17 protein-coding genes are annotated in these 15,732 nt (G+C 65.4%); 14 read left to right on the top strand and 3 right to left on the bottom strand.

Annotated elements, in window-relative coordinates; translation table 11 throughout:
* Nucleotides 1-2: 2 nt before the first annotated feature.
* Genes E3O57_RS14545 through E3O57_RS14525 form a run of 5 tightly spaced genes read left to right on the top strand, consistent with a single transcriptional unit; the run spans nucleotide 3 to nucleotide 5,743 of the window.
* Nucleotides 3-518, top strand: a complete 516-nt coding sequence (locus E3O57_RS14545) for a tripartite tricarboxylate transporter TctB family protein (RefSeq protein WP_103478645.1) — start codon at nucleotides 3-5, stop codon at nucleotides 516-518.
* The gene (locus E3O57_RS14540) at nucleotides 515-2,068 is read left to right on the top strand and encodes a tripartite tricarboxylate transporter permease (RefSeq protein ID WP_103478644.1); all 1,554 of its coding nucleotides are present in this window, start codon (nucleotides 515-517) and stop codon (nucleotides 2,066-2,068) included. Before E3O57_RS14545 ends, E3O57_RS14540 begins: the two co-directional genes overlap by 4 nt.
* Nucleotides 2,068-3,222, top strand: a complete 1,155-nt coding sequence (locus E3O57_RS14535) for an exo-alpha-sialidase (RefSeq protein WP_103478643.1) — start codon at nucleotides 2,068-2,070, stop codon at nucleotides 3,220-3,222. Before E3O57_RS14540 ends, E3O57_RS14535 begins: the two co-directional genes overlap by 1 nt.
* Nucleotides 3,219-4,082, top strand: a complete 864-nt coding sequence (locus tag E3O57_RS14530; protein WP_103478642.1) for a dihydrodipicolinate synthase family protein — start codon at nucleotides 3,219-3,221, stop codon at nucleotides 4,080-4,082. Before E3O57_RS14535 ends, E3O57_RS14530 begins: the two co-directional genes overlap by 4 nt.
* Nucleotides 4,083-4,108: 26 nt before the next feature.
* Complete coding sequence (locus tag E3O57_RS14525) at nucleotides 4,109-5,743, top strand: fucose isomerase (protein ID WP_103478641.1); 1,635 nt, start codon at nucleotides 4,109-4,111, stop codon at nucleotides 5,741-5,743.
* Between the two features lie 14 nt (nucleotides 5,744-5,757).
* Here the strand turns inward: E3O57_RS14525 and E3O57_RS18755 are convergent, their stop codons facing one another.
* Nucleotides 5,758-5,895 (bottom strand): hypothetical protein, encoded by a 138-nt coding sequence (locus tag E3O57_RS18755; RefSeq protein WP_165787856.1) that lies wholly within the window; start codon nucleotides 5,893-5,895, stop codon nucleotides 5,758-5,760.
* A gap of 265 nt (nucleotides 5,896-6,160) precedes the next feature.
* Nucleotides 6,161-6,658 carry a DUF6326 family protein gene (locus E3O57_RS14515; RefSeq protein WP_103478639.1) on the bottom strand — a complete coding sequence of 166 codons (498 nt, stop codon included), beginning with the start codon at nucleotides 6,656-6,658 and terminating at the stop codon, nucleotides 6,161-6,163.
* Nucleotides 6,659-6,793: 135 nt separating this feature from the next.
* Here E3O57_RS14515 and E3O57_RS14510 point away from each other — a divergent pair, with 135 nt between their 5' ends.
* From E3O57_RS14510 to E3O57_RS14485, 6 genes are all read left to right on the top strand, one after another.
* Nucleotides 6,794-7,474: a TetR/AcrR family transcriptional regulator gene (locus tag E3O57_RS14510; RefSeq protein WP_103478638.1), complete on the top strand. Its 681-nt coding sequence runs from the start codon at nucleotides 6,794-6,796 to the stop codon at nucleotides 7,472-7,474.
* A gap of 335 nt (nucleotides 7,475-7,809) precedes the next feature.
* A complete protein-coding gene (locus tag E3O57_RS14505) occupies nucleotides 7,810-8,868 on the top strand; it encodes a magnesium and cobalt transport protein CorA (protein ID WP_088456908.1) in 1,059 nt (352 codons plus the stop codon).
* Nucleotides 8,869-8,982: 114 nt separating this feature from the next.
* The gene (locus E3O57_RS14500; protein WP_103430116.1) at nucleotides 8,983-9,351 is read left to right on the top strand and encodes an HNH endonuclease; all 369 of its coding nucleotides are present in this window, start codon (nucleotides 8,983-8,985) and stop codon (nucleotides 9,349-9,351) included.
* 399 nt (nucleotides 9,352-9,750) lie between these two features.
* Entirely contained in the window at nucleotides 9,751-10,122 is a 372-nt protein-coding gene (locus tag E3O57_RS14495) for an STAS/SEC14 domain-containing protein (protein WP_103461756.1), read from the top strand.
* 39 nt (nucleotides 10,123-10,161) lie between these two features.
* Nucleotides 10,162-11,700, top strand: coding sequence for a bifunctional diguanylate cyclase/phosphodiesterase (locus tag E3O57_RS14490; protein ID WP_103461757.1), 1,539 nt, complete (start codon nucleotides 10,162-10,164; stop codon nucleotides 11,698-11,700).
* A 9-nt stretch (nucleotides 11,701-11,709) separates the two neighbouring features.
* On the top strand, nucleotides 11,710-12,498 hold the full coding sequence (locus E3O57_RS14485) for a class I SAM-dependent methyltransferase (RefSeq protein WP_103478637.1): 789 nt from the start codon (nucleotides 11,710-11,712) through the stop codon (nucleotides 12,496-12,498).
* Nucleotides 12,499-12,587: 89 nt separating this feature from the next.
* Here the strand turns inward: E3O57_RS14485 and E3O57_RS14480 are convergent, their stop codons facing one another.
* Nucleotides 12,588-13,283: a YafY family protein gene (locus E3O57_RS14480; RefSeq protein ID WP_103478636.1), complete on the bottom strand. Its 696-nt coding sequence runs from the start codon at nucleotides 13,281-13,283 to the stop codon at nucleotides 12,588-12,590.
* A gap of 73 nt (nucleotides 13,284-13,356) precedes the next feature.
* Here E3O57_RS14480 and E3O57_RS14475 point away from each other — a divergent pair, with 73 nt between their 5' ends.
* From E3O57_RS14475 to E3O57_RS14465, 3 genes are all read left to right on the top strand, one after another.
* Nucleotides 13,357-14,097 (top strand): alpha/beta fold hydrolase, encoded by a 741-nt coding sequence (locus E3O57_RS14475; RefSeq protein WP_103478635.1) that lies wholly within the window; start codon nucleotides 13,357-13,359, stop codon nucleotides 14,095-14,097.
* Between the two features lie 104 nt (nucleotides 14,098-14,201).
* Nucleotides 14,202-14,984 (top strand): DUF4386 family protein, encoded by a 783-nt coding sequence (locus E3O57_RS14470; protein ID WP_103461761.1) that lies wholly within the window; start codon nucleotides 14,202-14,204, stop codon nucleotides 14,982-14,984.
* An 88-nt stretch (nucleotides 14,985-15,072) separates the two neighbouring features.
* Entirely contained in the window at nucleotides 15,073-15,690 is a 618-nt protein-coding gene (locus E3O57_RS14465; RefSeq protein ID WP_103461762.1) for a hypothetical protein, read from the top strand.
* The last annotated feature ends 42 nt before the right edge of the window (nucleotides 15,691-15,732 follow it).

Raw genomic sequence — 15,732 nt, 5'->3', positions numbered from 1 at the left:
TCATGAGGCCCAGTTCGTCCACGACGAGTGGCCCTGAGGACGCGGTGGATGCAGGCGGCGAGCGCTCGATCACGGCGCCACGCTGGCCCGAGATCACCATCGCGCTCACCGCCGTGGCCCTCACCGGCTCGGTGCTCCTCCTCGCCAACGCCATCGAGTTGCGGCTGGAGCTCCCGGGGATGACACCCCGGTCCTGGCCCACCTTCCTGGGCGCGCTGGGCCTCGGCTTGTCCCTCATTCTGCTGATCACCGCACTCCTGAAGGCGCCCCGCCCCAACGACGACAACGAGGCAACAACCCGGGCCGGCTGGATCAAACTGCTGCTCACGGTCGCCGCCACCATCGCCTTCATCGTGGTGTGGCCGCTTACGGCATTCGTCGCGGCAGCACCGGTGTTCGTCTCCGCGGTCACCGCGATCGGCGGCGGCCGCGGAATCCGCGCCCTGATCATCTACCCGGTCGTGATGACCGGCGCGCTCTATGCCATGTTCAACCTCCTTCTGAGAGTGCCCCTATGAACCCCCTGGAATCCGGGCTGAGCGCGGTCCTCGACCCGGTCACCCTGCTGTGCTTGATGATCGGCCTGCTCGTCGGCACCCTGGTCGGCGTCTTTCCCGGCATCACCGGGTCGATGGCGGTGGCCCTGGCCGCCGGCTTCACCCTCACCCTCGAACCCGTTCAGGGTCTGGCCGTGCTGCTGAGCATCTACGTCGGCGCCAACTACGGCGACCGCATCCCCGCCATCCTGGTGAACACACCCGGCACCCCCGCCGCCATCGCGACCACCTTCGACGGCTATCCGATGGCCAAGCAGGGCAAGGCCGGGCTCGCCCTGGTGGTCTCCGCGCTGGCCTCCACGGTGGGCATTCTGGTGTCGATGGTGGTCTTCATCATCGCCGCCCAGCCCGTGGCCAAGCTGGCGCTCAACTTCGGGCCACCGGAGATGTTCGCCCTCGTGGTGTTCGGCCTCACCATCATGATCTCCATCTCGTCGAAGTCGATCGTGAAGGGCGTGCTGGCCGGCGCGGTGGGTCTCACACTGGGCACCATCGGACGCGACCCGATCACCGGAGACCAACGGTTCACCTTCGGACTCAACGACCTGTCCGGCGGGCTGGATTTCATCGCCGTCATCATCGGACTCTTCGGCATCGCCGAGCTGTTCGACCAGCTGCTCACCCACCGCGACAAGCGGGCCAAGCCGATCTCTTCTCTCGGCCGCTGGTGGCCGACGAAGAAGGAATACAAGGAGATGGGCAAGCCGATGGCGCTCAGCACCGGGATCGGCATCGTGGTCGGCATCGTTCCGGCAGCGGGCGGCGACATCGCCGGACTGATCGGCTGGGACCGGGCCCGAGCAGTGTCCAAGAACAAGGAGAAATTCGGCAAGGGCTCCATCGAGGGCATCACGGCTGCTGACGGCGCCTCGAGCGCCACCCTGGGCGGATCGCTGATCACCACGATGGCGCTGGGTATCCCTGGCGACTCGGTAATGGCCGTCATGATCGGCTCCATGATCATCTGGGGGCTGCAGCCCGGCCCGCAGTTGTTCACCAACAACCCCGACCTGGTCGTCTCCATTGCGGCGATCATGATCGTCGCCACGGTGGTGTCGCTCGGCATCAGTCTGGTGCGGATGCGCGGCATGGTGAAGCTGATGGACCTGCCCAACTACTACATCTGGTCGGCCATCCTCATCTTCTGTGTTGTGGGCACCTACACAGTGACCAACAACATGTACACCGTGATCGTGATGCTCATCTCTGGCGTAATCGGGCTCGTGATGAAGCGCACGGGCTTCCCCGCCGGCCCCGTGGTTCTCGGGCTGTTGCTCGGCCCGCTGGCCGAGGCCAACCTGCGCCGCGCACTGCTCATCGACGGACCCACGATCTTCTTCACCCAGCCGATCTCAGCCGTCATGCTCGTGCTCGCCGCCCTGGCGATCGCGGTGCCTCTCATCGCCAAGGTGCGTGGCGCCCGGCGCGGCACCGGTGACCCCGGGTCGCTCGAAGATCGACTCGCCGACCGCACCCAGCGTGAAGCCGCCGAGTCGAAGTCCGAGCGCTGATGGGCGCCACCGCTGACCCCACCACCGAAATACCTCTCCACATCACCGCCGGCATGACCCGCGACTGGGCGGCCCGGCCCGGCACCACCGGGGGCGTGCAATGCCACGCCTCCACGGTGTTGGCCGTGGGCAGCTCCCTGCTGTGCGCCTGGTTCGCGGGCAGCGCAGAGGGCAGCCCTGACAACGGCATCTTCGTGGCCGTGCGGGAGCCCGGCGGCAGCTGGGGCGACCCCCGGCCGGTCGTGGGCACCGGCGACACTGCCGACGCCGTCGCTCACTGGAACCCGGTGCTCGCCCACGCCGCGGACGGCTCGGTATGGCTGTTCTTCAAACGTGGGCCGCGCATCTCCGAGTGGTCGACATGGCTGTGCACCAGTGCAGACGACGGGGCCAGCTGGACGGAACCACGAGAAGTGGTTCCCGGCGACACCGGTGGGCGCGGGCCCGTGAAGAACCCGCCGGTGCGCGCGGCCGATGGGGCCTGGCTCGCCCCGGCATCCATCGAGAGCTGGGCGCCGAACGGTGCGATCTGGGCGTCCTTCGTCGACCGCTCCACCGACGACGGACGCACCTGGAACCGGGTCGACATCCCGGTCGACCGCGCCCAGCTGTCGGGGGCGGGCGTGATCCAGCCCGCGCTGTGGGTCACCGGCGATACCGTGGGCGCGTTGTTGCGGTCCTCGGAGGGGCACGCCTACCTCGCGTTCTCCCCCGACAACGGGCGCACCTTCACGACGGCCGTGCCGAGCACCCTGCCCAACAACAACAGCGGTCTCACCGTCACCCAGTTGCCCGACGGCACGCTCGCGTGTGTGCACAACCCCACCGGCACAAGCTGGGGCGCCCGCTGTCCGCTGGCCGTGTCCGTCTCCCGCGATGGCCTGCACTGGCAGACCGTCGCGATCGTCGACGACGGGCGGATGCCGCTCGGCGGGTTCACCCCCAGCCTGCCCGAGGCATCCGGCACCGGTTTCGATCCGCACGACTCCGGCGTGCGCACCGACGGCACCGGGGAGTACTCATACCCGGCCGCGGTGGTTTGCGACGACGACCTGTTCATCACATACACCTGGCAACGCCGCGGAATCGTCTGTGCCACGGTGCCCCTCGCTCTGCTTACCCACCCCGAACCGAACCGAAAGGTCCACCCATGACCGCACAGATCGTCAGCGCCCTCCCCATTCCTTTCAACGGCGACGGCGCCATCGAGTGGGACACCTTCGACGCACTATTAACCCGGGTCTCCCCCCACGTTCACGCCGCTCTGATCGCCGGCACCACCGGCGAATTCCCGGCGCTCGACGACGACGAACGCCAGGAGGCCTTTCGCCGCGCCTGTCAGGTGCTCGGCGCCGAGCGTGTGATCGCCCACATCGGTCATGCCAGCTTGCACCAGGTGGTTCGGCTGGGACGAGCCGCCGCCACGCTGGGCATCACCCGCATGGCCACCCTCACGCCTTACTACCTCCCGGCCGATGACGCCGCCGTGATCGAGTTCTACCGCGGCGTCACCAGCGCGCTGCCCGGCATCGAGCACTACGTCTACCTGTTCCCCGAGCGCACCGGCATCGTCGTCTCGCCGGCGGCGTTCCACGAGATCATGGCACTGCCCGGCGTGCGTGGCGCAAAGCTCTCCGGCGCCGCCACCGACCTCCTGGTGGAGTACGTCGCCGAGCTCCAGCGGGGTCAGGAGCTCTACTCCGGCGACGACTCCACCCTGCCGACGGTGCTGCGAGAGGGCGGCACCGGGGTCGTATCCGGCGTGTCGGCCGCCTACCCCGAAACCTTCGGCCGGCTGGCCGCGGCCCTCGATGACGACGCCGATGGCGTCGCCGCGTCGAGCCTGCAGGCCACTGTGCAGACGCTGGTGGCACTCACCGGGCCGTCGATCATCCGGTTGAAGGCCGCGGTATCGGGCAATGTGCCCGGCAGCTGGGACTCCCGCATGTCGATGGCCGCCATCGACGACACCCTGCACGGCGAGCTGCTCGACATGGCCGCCCGCAACGCCTGACCTGTATTCGCAACCAAGGAGATCCTGTGACCAGCTACGCCTTTCCCCAACCCCTGCAGCGCCCCGCCCTACGCCCGAAGACCGTGTACATCGTCGCCAGCGGCGACCTGCGGCTCAGCGCCAACACCGCCGGCTGGGCCACCCAGCAGCAACTCGAAGCCGATTTCGCCCGCGCCGTCGCCGGCTTCGGGTTCGCGGCTCACCGGGCCCACGACGAGAACCCCGCTACCGGGCACGGTTTCATCGACAGCCAGCGCGCCGGGCTCGACGTCTTCCGCGGCATCCCTACCGACGCCCCGCTTGTGATCGTCGACGCGGTGTGGCAGTACAGCCACCACGTCCTCGCCGGTCTGCGCTCGCACCAGGGCCCCATCCTGGCCGTCGCCAACTGGGCCGGTGACTTTCCGGGCCTGGTCGGGCTGCTCAACCTCACCGGGTCGCTCACCAAGGCGGGCATCGGCTACTCCTCGTTGTGGAGCAAGGATTTCAACGACGAGTGGGCGGTGGAGAAGGTCGGCGAATGGCTGGCCACGGGCAGCATCGTGCACGACGTCAGCCATGTGCGCGACCTCGATTCGCTGCCCGACACCGAAGAGGTGGCGCTGGGCCGCGGCCTGGCCCGGCAGCTGCAGGATGAGAAGGCCATCATCGGTGTCTTCGACGAAGGCTGCATGGGCATGTACAACGCCATCATCGACGACGAACTGCTCAACGCGCTCGGCATCTATAAGGAGCGACTCTCTCAGTCGGCGCTACTCGCCGAGATGTACACGGTGACGGATGCCGAGGCGCAGGCTGTGCGGGGCTGGCTCGACGGGGTGGGCTTCACGTTCCACTTCGGACCAGACGACGCCACCGACCTCACCGAGGCACAGGTGCACGAGCAGATGAAGATGTACGTGGCGGCCGTGCGGATCGCGGACGATTTCGGAGCCGATGCCATCGGCATCCAGTACCAGCAGGGCCTCAAAGACATGGTGCCGGCCTCCGACCTCGTGGAGGGCCTGCTCAACAACGTGGAGCGCCCACCTGTGCTTTCCCGCGACGGCTCCCGCGAGTTGTATGCCGGCGCCGCCCTGCCGCACTTCAACGAGGTCGACGAGGGCGTGGCCGTCGACACCCTGGTGACGAATCGCATCTGGACGGCGATGGGCCTGGACCCGGCCAACACCCTGCACGACATTCGGTGGGGTGAGCAGTACGGCGACGAGTTCGTGTGGGTGTTTGAGATCTCCGGCGCCGTGCCCGCCTCGCACAACGGCGGCTACGCCAAATCGCACGGCAACCGCCAGCCCGCGGTGTTCTTTCCCAAGGGCGGCTCCACGCTGTCGGGCACCTCGAAGCCGGGCGAGATCGTGTGGTCGCGGGTGTTCATCATGGACGGGGTGCTGCACGTTGACCTCGGCCGCGGCCACGTGGCCGACCTGCCGGAAGAAGAGACCCAGCGTCGCCTGAACGCCACCGACAAGCAGTGGCCCATCATGCACGGTGTGCTGCACGGAGTGTCACGTGACCAGCTGATGGCCCGGCACAAGGCCAACCACCTGCAGGTGGTCTACGCCCCCGACGCCAAGACCGCGGACAAAGCCCTCGCGGCTAAGGCCGCACTGTTCGCCGAGCTGGGCGTGCTCGTGCACCTCTGCGGCGACGTCGCACTGTAGGTCGCTCTGGACTGTTAGGCATCGCAGGCGATGCCGTCGCCGTCGCGGTTTAGGTCGAAGACGTCGGAGCCAACAATGCGCAACGGGCCGTCCACGTAGGCCGGTCCGTTGCCGCTGCCGCCGGCGCAGTCCACGTCGGACGCGACGGGCACGCAGACGTCAGCGTAGTTGGAGTCACAGCCGTTGCTTTCGGGCGCGGGCTCCGCGCTCCCACGCGGTTGCAGGCTGGTGCGCACGCTGGCTTTGACGAGTGAAATCCGCTGAGATCGTTGCCAGACACCAGTCAGTTGGAGAGTAGGCGGTAGGGGCCGTGGAGGCCCCTACCGCCCACTAGCAGTCGGTGTGCCACACCCACGGAGCCCACACCGCGGCACCGCGGCAGATGGTTCCTCGCGGCACGGGCACCGCCTACCCCGTTCAATCGTTCTGCTTGATGCGAATGGCCGCAAGCTCGGGGCTCATCGCCATGTCTGCCGGCCGTGCGGTGCGGGGCCAGGTCCAGGCGGAGCGCAGGATAAAGGCCAGGATCAGCACCTCGACTCCGATGGTGAAGCCGTAGTAGAAGGCCCAGTCCCAGGACGCCCCGGCCGCGTTGAACACGCAGATGGGGATGAAAAGCACGGCAACGACGAGGTTCGTGGCGCGGTTCACCCGGGCGGGCAGCGTCATGGAGAGCAGCACCATCAGGGTCGGGATCGCTATGAGCGCGAAGAAGATTGAAATCAATGTCCCGCTGATTTCAAACGCAAAGATGTCGCCGCCCCGGATTTCGTCGATTTCGCCGGGCTGGTAGAGGTGGAAGTAGTCGATGTATATGACGAGGAACATGAAGCTGGTCCAGGCTGCCGCGAGCTTGGCCTGCACTGGGATCCGCTGGTCTTCCAGCGCGGTGGTGGTGTGTTGACGTGTTTTCATCAGGTACTCCGTTGTTGTGGTGAGGATGGGTTGGTCCACGATCGCTGACGACGACCGCGGGCACTTTCTGTCCTTACGGTTGTAAGGATGAGAGCCATGCTAGCCTTACGGCCGTAAGTGCACAAGAATGGATCTATGGCATCGCGCACACCCCTCAGCAGGGATCGGATCATCAACGCCGCCGCCACCGTCGCTGATGGCGCGGGGGTCGCCGCCGTGAGTATGCGCAGTGTCGCGAAGGTACTCGGCGTTGAGGCGATGTCGCTTTACCATCACGTGCCGAGCAAGGAGGCGCTGCTCGACGACCTGGCCGACTGGGTGTTCGCGAGGATCGAACTGCCCGAGGTCGGCGATAGCTGGCGGGAGGCGATCACCGCCCGGGCACGATCGGCACGGTCGGTGCTCACCGCTCATCCGTGGGCGCTGGGGATGATGGAATCGCGCCCCAATCCCGGCCCGGCGCTGCTGCAGCACCACGACCGGCTACTCGGCGTACTCATGACCGAGGGCTTCAGCGCCGCGCTCGCAACACACGCTTTCTCCGCGATCGACGCCTACGTGTATGGGTTCGCGCTGACCGAAACGAGCCTGCCCTTCGAACCGGGGGACGGCGCCGAGGAGGCGTTCGCCGTCAAGGTCGCGGCGCCGGCGGAGCTGTATCCGCACATTGCGCGCTCGCGCGCCGAGCTGTTCGGCGGGGGCGGTTATGCGTTCGCGGACGAGTTTGACTATGGGTTGGAGCTGCTGCTGGAGGGCCTGGGGCGTCGAGTCGCCGACGCGAGCCCCGCGTTACCTGGGCGGGTAACGCATCCCTGATGGGGCTGAGTCAGCTCTACCCATAAGCGCTCGTCACAAGTCAGATTTCCAATCTCGACGCCCTGGGGTGCTACGGTATCCGAGGCCCACGCAGGGCCACGACAATCTTCGATCGAAGGCAGGTGAGCGGCCATGGCTGGTGATAGTCCGCGCTCCACTCCCTCGGCGAATGTCGTTTTCGCTCTGACCTTCTAGGCCGGGCGTCGCGCTGGGAGTGGCGCGCAACTGAACCTCCATTGCGAGGTGACCTCTGGTGCACCGTCGAATCCCGACGTCTGCCTAGTCACCTCCGGCTTGCTCACGTGCTCTCGTCGACCGAACGACGGAGTAGGACCATGGCACTCATCGACAACGGCATCTACGTGACCGGGCAGCGCACCTCCAGCCCCCACAGCCTCGACGAGACGTACCGCCAGTTGCGCGAGTGCGAGGGAATGGCGTGGATCGGCTTGTACCGGCCCGATGCGGACGAGATCCGCAGCGTCGCCGACGAGTTCTCGCTGCATCCGCTGGCCGTGGAAGACGCGCTCAAGGGCCACCAGCGGGCCAAACTGGAGCGGTTCGGCGACACCCTCTTCGTGGTGCTGCGGCCCGCCTGGTACCTCGACGCCGAAGAGCGAGTGGAGTTCGGCGAGGTGAACGTGTTCATCGGGCCGGGCTTCGTAGTGACGGTGCGGCACGCCGAGAACCCCGACCTGGCCAACGTGCGCCGGCGGATGGAGCAGAACCCTGCCCTGCTCGCGCTCGGACCCGAAGCGGTACTGCACGCCGTGCTCGACGAGGTCGTCGACGCCTACTCCCCCGTCGTCGCCGGGCTGGAGAACGACATCGACGAAATCGAGAACCAACTCTTCGGCGGCGACCCGTCGGTGTCGCGGCGCATCTACGAACTGCTCAGCGAGGTCATCGACTTCCAGCGCGCCACCGGGCCGCTGCGCGGCATGCTCGAGGCGCTCCTTCGCGGCTCGGAGAAGTACCAGGTGGACGTGGAGCTGCAGCGCTCGTTCCGGGACGTGCTCGACCACGTGCTGCGGGTCACCGAGCACGCCGCCTCATTCCGGGCACTGTTGGAGAACGCGCTCACCGTGCACGCCACCCTGGTGACGCAGCAGCAGAACGACGAAATGCGCCGCCTCTCGGAGGCCGGGCTGGCCCAGAATGAGGAGACCCGGCGGTTGTCGGAGGTGGGCCTGGCACAGAACGAGGAAGTGAAGAAGATCTCCTCGTGGGCGGCGATCCTGTTCGCGCCGACGCTGGTAGGCACGATCTACGGGATGAACTTCGACAACATGCCGGAGCTGCACTGGCAGTTCGGGTACCCGGTGGCCGTGGCGGCGATGGGAGTGATGGGGCTGGGGCTGTGGGGGATCTTCAAGCGGCGGAAGTGGTTGTAAGGCTGGCTCTGAAACCGTGCAGGGCGCCGAAGAAGGCTTGGCTGGTTCGTCGCGCAACCTTCGGAAGCGAACTAGCGAACGGATGACCGCGCGCGGCCGGAGTACCGTTTAGTCGTGCCCCCTCGCCGCAAGTTCTCAGCCGTATCACCCGCAGCGCGTGCGCGTTACGCGAAGCGCCGGCAACGACGGCTCGCCCGCGTCGACAACGACCTCACCGCGTCACAGTGGGCTGACCTCCTCGCCGCTTGGGGAGGGTGTGCATATTGCCAAGCAGAGAGCCCGGCCCTGCAGCGTGACTGCATCATGCCGATTTCTCGGGGCGGCCGGTACACCCTCGAGAACGTGGTTCCCGCCTGCCCGTCCTGCAACGCGAGCAAACACAACAACGAAGTCACCGGGTGGCTCCGGCGCAAGCATCTCGACGAGCGCGCGTTCCTGCTCCGTTACGCGACGATACTGCCGACGCTCCTCCCTGCAGGTTAGGGCTGCCAACGCTCTTTGGGCGCATGGCCCCGGGCGGGCGCTCTCTGCCATAGGTTGCCTCTTCGGGGGTTCGTGGGGCCACGATCGGCGGACGCTCTCTGCCGGCTATGGCTTGCACCTTAGACCTGCTGAATGGAGCTGGGCGGGGGCCGGCCCGCTGCGGCCGGGCAGGTACCGAAGCCGCCGTCGGGGAGCCTGGCCCGGCGACGCAACCCCGTGGCTGATACCTTTCAGCGGCACGCGACCCAGGCTCGGCTGGTGCCCGATGCGAAGCTGTCTTCGCCGTCGATGACACTGCCGTGAATATTGGTCGGAGATTGATTTGATAAGCACCTGAACACGAGTAGCTTTGAGGAGTGGCTGAACGGTTCGGCTGCGTGCCCGGGGGAGGACGTTGCAATGGGTCCGGTCGCTGCAGACGGCGCAAAAGAGACTCTCGAAACGGTCGATGGAATTCTCCATCTGCGCTGGCAGCCCGGGGCTCACATTCAGATCGAAGATGCCCACCTCGCGATGGCGAAAGTTAACGACGCGTGCGGGAACGAACGTCGGGGCATGCTCGTCGATATGGCAGCGGTCGGGTCGGTGAGCCGAGAGGCCAGGTCCGTGTGGTCTATTCCCTGCAGCGCCTCGCGCATTGCTCTTCTGGGCAAATCACCTGTTGACCGAGTTTTGGCGAATTTCTTTCTCGGTGTGCACATTCCGCCGTGTCCGACCAAATTCTTTACCTCGCGCAGCGAAGCCATGAAATGGCTTACTGCCGGTGTCTAAGCGTGCAGAAGCGCTGCGCAGAGTGCGTCTTTGGGTGATATGAGCTCGGGAGACGACGCCGATGACCCTCGTTTGCAGCAGTTGGTGGAGGGGGTTGTCCGGTTGGCTGCCGGCGACCTGGACGCGCGGATAGAGCCGTCTGACTTGAGGGATGACATCGACGCTGTGATCACCGGCGTCAACCTCCTCGCCGAGGAACTCAGCTACATCTACTCGAATCTGGAACAGCAGGTTTCTGACCGTACCGCCATGCTGCGGCAAACTCAGGCCGAGCTGGAACAGATGGCAAAGACTGACGACTTGACGGGCCTTGCGAATAGGACCCTGCTCAACGAGCAAATCAACGAGGCAATCCTGGCCAGCACGGACAGTGGAAAACCCCCGGCTGTGCTGGTGCTGGACGTGGATTCCTTCAAAGCCGTCAATGACGCTCTGGGCCATGGGGCCGGTGACGCAGTACTGATCGAGGTTGCCCGGCGCCTCAAGCGCGCCGTACGGGCCGTCGATACCGTGGCACGTCTGGGTGGGGATGAGTTCGCCATCCTCATCATCGAAGCGACGGAAGAGGAAGTCCTGAATATTGCGCACCGGGCGTCGGCGCAGCTTCAGGACAGCGTGCAGGTTGGAACCGAAACCGTCTGGGCGATGGCCAGCATCGGGGTGCGTATCGGCACGCCGGGCCATCCAGCTGAGTCGCTGATTCGGGATGCTGACATCGCCATGTACCAGGCGAAGGCGCATGGCCGCAACAACATCCAGCTGTTCCACCCCGACATGCTCGACTCTGTCCGTGAACGCTCACGCATCACAGCCGAGCTTCGTAACGCCGTCGCCGGCGGCGAGCTGGCGCTGCGTTACCAGCCGGTGGTTGAATTGGCCTCAGGAACAGTCATAGGTTTCGAAGCCCTCCTTCGGTGGCACCATCCGTTGCGCGGACTCATCATGCCGGATAGCTTCATTCCCATCGCGGAAGAAACCGGCCTGATCCTGGAATTAGGACGTTGGGTGCTTCACGAAGGAGTCGCCCAGTTGCGACGCTGGAGCGAAACCGAGCCTGAGCTCACAGACTTCTGCCTACACATCAATCTTTCCGCCGCCGAACTGCTGCGCCGTGACCTGCTGGAAGATGTCAGGGAGACGCTCGCTAGGAATCATGTGGCTCCGCCGCGATTGGTTCTGGAGATCACCGAGACCGTCTTGATGTCGAAGGGAACGGCGGAAGAACAGGTCTTGGGCGAGCTGCGAGATCTCGGTGTGGGGCTGCAAATTGATGACTTCGGCACCGGCTATTCGTCCATCAGCTATCTCCGAACGCTTCCAGCAGACACGGTCAAAGTCGACCGTTCCCTGATTCAGGACATGGCATCGGACCCACAGCAGCAAAAATTCGTTGCTGCCATTCTCCAACTGATTTACTCGGCGGGCCTGAAGGCGATCGTCGAAGGCATTGAGACCGCCGAACAGGCGATTCTGCTGCAGACGATGGGTTGCCTATACGGACAAGGCTATTTCTATGACCGCCCGCTACCGCCCGAGATGGTTCTGGGGAGGCTCAGGAGTCTCGCGCACCGTCAGTAGAGTGAGAGCATGTCAAAGCTTTGGGAGCAAATGCTACTTGTCCCATCGGTAGTGCGCCTCACTTCCCGGGCACCGAAGGACCCGTCAGCGGCGTGGGACGGGTACTGGCGAGGAATCCGCACCACCGGCCGTTCGGGAGACGTGCTGTGGGACTCCGGATCCCAGACCGAGCTCGAGCAGTACACCGACTCCGTCCTGGGCCATTTCAATCCGGCTCTTCCCGTCATCGACATTGGATGTGGCAACGGAACCAATACCCGCTGGCTTGCTGGTCTTTTCCCGAGGGCTATCGGCATTGATGTATCCGTCGGCGCCATCGCGCTAGCGAGGCGGGAAGCCGCAGGCCTCCACAACGTTGAGTTCCTGGCTATGGATGCAACGGAACCCGGTGCTGGAGAGCACCTGCTGGAGTCGGTGGGGCCTGCCAACGTTTTTGTTCGCGGAGTTTTTCATGTGCTAAAACCAGACCAGCAAGCCAGCCTGGCTACCAACCTACGCACCGTTGTCGGGAACAACGGCCGGGTATTCCTAGCCGAAACCAACTTTCCCGGAAGCAGTCTCGCCTACCTGCAAGAGCTGGGCGCCACCCGGCGAAGCATGCCACGGCAGTTGCAAAGGGCCCTGGAAAACCTGCCCCGCCCCGGACATTTTGGCACGCAGGAACGGCACAACACCTTCCCGGACTCGGACTGGCACTTGATCGCCGACGGGCCGGCACACATCGAAGTGACTCCTATGAACGCCAACGGCCATTCGCAGCATGTTCCGGGATATTTCGCTCTATTAGCCGGCGCCTAAACACCTCGCCGTGAGCGGCTATGGCTGGTGATGGTCCCCGCTCCACTCCTTCCGCGGGTGTCGTTTTCGCCCTGTGGCTCCTTCTCTGCTCAGCCCCGCTCGTGCACCGCTCTGGCACTCGCCGGGGGCTCTCCGACCTCTTGGATCGAATGGCCGCCGCAGGCCGTCTTGGTTACGCTGGCCCGTTCGATGCGAGACACGGTGAACCATCGCATTGCGTCACGCAGTCGGCACCACCCGACCAGGTACCACTGGCCGTTCGTGCAGGCGAAGAGCACGGGTTCGACGTCGCGTGTGGTCGTGGTCCCGTCTCCCGATGTGTAACGAAGACGGAGTACTCGCTGCTCGGCCATCGCCTCCTCCAGTGCCGATCTGATTGCTCGTGAAGCGGAGGGCGGCGCGTTGACCCACACTCGGCCGGCCAGCTCGTCGGCTCGTGCTCGGGTTCGGGGATCGAGGACGTCCAGGATCTTCTTGATGCCGGCTGCGGCCAGATCGGCGTAGGGGGCATCGGACGCAGCGGACACCGCTGCCATGAGCGCCACGGCCTGCGCTGGGGACAGGCTGACCGGCGGCAGGGACGCGCCTATGGCCAATCCGTAGCCGCCGCCCGGACCTGGGCGCGACCAGAGAGGCGCGCCGCTGTTCTCTAGCGCAGCGAGGTCTCTCTTGACGGTGCGCACCGACACTTCGAACTCTCTCGCCAGCCGCTCGGCGGTGCAACCCCGCGATCCGTTGCGGCGGAGCATCTCGGTCAACGCATGGAGTCGTTCTGTTCGCTTCACCGTTCGGCCCGCAGCAAATTCATGACACAAATAGTGACACACACCTGCCGGTAGTGCCTACGAGAGTAGTGACATGACAACTACATCGAGCAGTCCCACCATCATTCTCATCGCCGGTCACTGGCTCGGCGCTTGGGCTTGGGATGAAGTCCTTGAACACCTGAAGACCGACCTCTCTCGGGCAATCGCGCTCACTCTGCCCGGTCTCGACGGGGACGATCCTGAGCGTGCGGCGAAGACCCTCGACGATCAGGCCGCAGCGATCCTGGACGCCATCACTCGACTCGGGAAGTTCGAGGATCGGCCCGCGGTCATCGTCGCTCACAGTGGCGCAAACGCCCCCGTCAGCCTCGTCCTGGACCGGCACCCTGAACTCGTCCATCGGGTGGTGTGGGTCGATTCCGGCCCAGTGGCGCCGGGAAGCGTCTACGCCCCCGACCTCCCGGAGGGAATGGAGGAGCTTCCGCTGCCGCCGTTCGACGTTCTCGCACAGCAGGCGAGCCTCGAAGGTCTCAGCGCAGAGGTCCTCGAGCGTTTTCGGGCCCGGGCGGTGCCTGAGCCCGGCCCCGTGCTTCGTCAGCCCGTCGAGCTCACGAACGACGCCCGTCGCATGGTCCCGACCACCCTGGTGTGCTGCTCGCTCCCGAGCGCGCAGGTGCTGGAGCTGGCCCGTGCAGGCCATGCCATGTTTGCCGAGGTCGCGAACCTCGAGCACCTCGACGTCGTCGACCTCCCGACAGGCCACTGGCCGATGTGGAGCCGCCCCGGCGACCTCGCCAAGGCCATTCAGTCGGCGGCATCCCGAATCGACTGAGCCCGCATGCGCGCGGCCGACCTCGCGAGTACCATTCCGGGCATCACTAATCCGTGACCGGTTCGCCAGCACTGCCAGCGCGGAGCCACCCAGAGGAACGCACCGTGCGCGCATCCAACGAAGACAACAGCGGGACCGCGGCTGCAGGGATCGCCGCGAACACCAATCGGGCAGCGTTGCGTGCCGGTGGAATCACGGTGGTCATTGCCGGGCTCGGCGGAATCGTCTGGTTCACCCTCGAGCTGCTGCCACCGGTGCTCGGCTTCGATGACACCGACAACCCCGCGGTGAGCCTCGACTACCTGCGCCAGTACCCTCAGTTTTACCCTCTGGCCGGGGTCGTACTTGTCACCATGGCTCTCGCATTCGTGGTGGCGAGTTTCGCCGTCTCGGATGCGCTCGCACCCCGCGCCAGCAGCATCACGCGCCGAAGCCTGAGCGCGGTCGGAGTCCTGTCGGCGGCGTTTCTCTTCATGCACGGGGTGTTGCGTTTGTCGGTGGGGCCGTTGCTTTACATCGACGGAATGAACAGCAGCTGGGGTGAGTCCGCCTACCTCACCATTCAGACGTTGGGAATCCACGGTTTCGCCCAAGCGAGCCTCCTCACGCTCTGTGTCTGGACCGTGGGCATCAGTGTCGCCGGGGCGCGCTCCCGTGCCCTGCCGATCTGGCTGTGCGTCCTGGGAATCGTCACCGGCCTTCGGCTTGTGGTGGTGGTCGCTGGTCCGATCCTGACGGCAGCAAGTATCGACTTGCCTGAGATCTTCTGGTTTGGCTCGGTGGCGCTGATTCCACTGGCAATGCTGTGGTGGCTGGCGCTCGGGGTGGTGCTGTTGGTCATGTCTCGCCCCATCCGCAAGCAGAAACCTGTCGATTCGGTGCCGTGAGCTACGTCGAAGCGGGGGCTTGACCGCACAAAACCACGGCGCTATGTTCCGCCGTGTCGGTGTGGCACGCCTCGGAAGGAGTCCTCGGATGTCCCATGTGTTCTACGGTGTCTGGTTGGTTCGGCGGGGAGGTCTGGGTTGGGCCACGCACGAGGCGAAGTTCCCCACCCTCCCGATTCTGGCTCACATCCAATTGAGCTCTCTTCACCTGCAGGACGGTGACAGGTTCCAAATGTTTCGTCAGCAATATGCGCTGGCCTATATCGAGACGGTGAATACTCCCAGCGGAATCTGGGGGATCCCGAACCCTAACAAAGAGACGGACAACAACGTCTGGCTCACGACGGACCATCTCACGTTCCAGCTGCAGGTCGACGGCGTGGTGACCGCTTCGGCGTTCGGCCTGATCCACGACCTGAGTGCGGGAGCAGGCAGCGAAGCCAAGGTGACCTACAGTCGGGATCTCGCCATCTTTGATGACGAGGGCCGGGTGGTGGGCACTCATCGAGTGGTGCAGCTGGAAGGCGGCGGGCGAATCGACCTTGACGACGTGCAGGAGCGCGTGCTGGAACGCGCGACGGCACGGTCCGATCGGCACGTCGATGTCGTTCCGGTCGATCTGGAGGGAATTCCGCCAGACGCCGAGTTCCGCATCAACCTGCGTACGCGCCGCCCGGCGCCTCCCCGCGGTTCAAGCCTGGGCTGATCCGTTAGGGGTGTTCTCGCGCGCTCCCCCGCTCTCGTTCAC

It is taken from the genome of Cryobacterium sp. TMN-39-2 (assembly GCF_004402745.1).
GTDB lineage: Bacteria > Actinomycetota > Actinomycetes > Actinomycetales > Microbacteriaceae > Cryobacterium > Cryobacterium zongtaii.
The sequence above is the reverse complement of the archived record's forward strand: the minus strand, read 5'-3'. Positions and strand labels throughout refer to the sequence as shown.

Excerpts from the sequence above, each read along its gene's own strand:
- E3O57_RS14490 (WP_103461757.1), top strand. The coding sequence starts at position 10,162 with ATGAGCTCGGGAGACGACGCCGATGACCCTCGTTTGCAGCAGTTGGTG.
- E3O57_RS14505 (WP_088456908.1), top strand. The coding sequence starts at position 7,810 with ATGGCACTCATCGACAACGGCATCTACGTGACCGGGCAGCGCACCTCC.
- E3O57_RS14540 (WP_103478644.1), top strand. The coding sequence starts at position 515 with ATGAACCCCCTGGAATCCGGGCTGAGCGCGGTCCTCGACCCGGTCACC.
- E3O57_RS14485 (WP_103478637.1), top strand. The coding sequence starts at position 11,710 with ATGTCAAAGCTTTGGGAGCAAATGCTACTTGTCCCATCGGTAGTGCGC.
- E3O57_RS14545 (WP_103478645.1), top strand. The coding sequence starts at position 3 with ATGAGGCCCAGTTCGTCCACGACGAGTGGCCCTGAGGACGCGGTGGAT.
- E3O57_RS14515 (WP_103478639.1), bottom strand. The coding sequence starts at position 6,658 with ATGAAAACACGTCAACACACCACCACCGCGCTGGAAGACCAGCGGATC.
- E3O57_RS14535 (WP_103478643.1), top strand. The coding sequence starts at position 2,068 with ATGGGCGCCACCGCTGACCCCACCACCGAAATACCTCTCCACATCACC.
- E3O57_RS14475 (WP_103478635.1), top strand. The coding sequence starts at position 13,357 with ATGACAACTACATCGAGCAGTCCCACCATCATTCTCATCGCCGGTCAC.
- E3O57_RS14495 (WP_103461756.1), top strand. The coding sequence starts at position 9,751 with ATGGGTCCGGTCGCTGCAGACGGCGCAAAAGAGACTCTCGAAACGGTC.
- E3O57_RS14510 (WP_103478638.1), top strand. The coding sequence starts at position 6,794 with ATGGCATCGCGCACACCCCTCAGCAGGGATCGGATCATCAACGCCGCC.
- E3O57_RS14465 (WP_103461762.1), top strand. The coding sequence starts at position 15,073 with ATGTCCCATGTGTTCTACGGTGTCTGGTTGGTTCGGCGGGGAGGTCTG.
- E3O57_RS14530 (WP_103478642.1), top strand. The coding sequence starts at position 3,219 with ATGACCGCACAGATCGTCAGCGCCCTCCCCATTCCTTTCAACGGCGAC.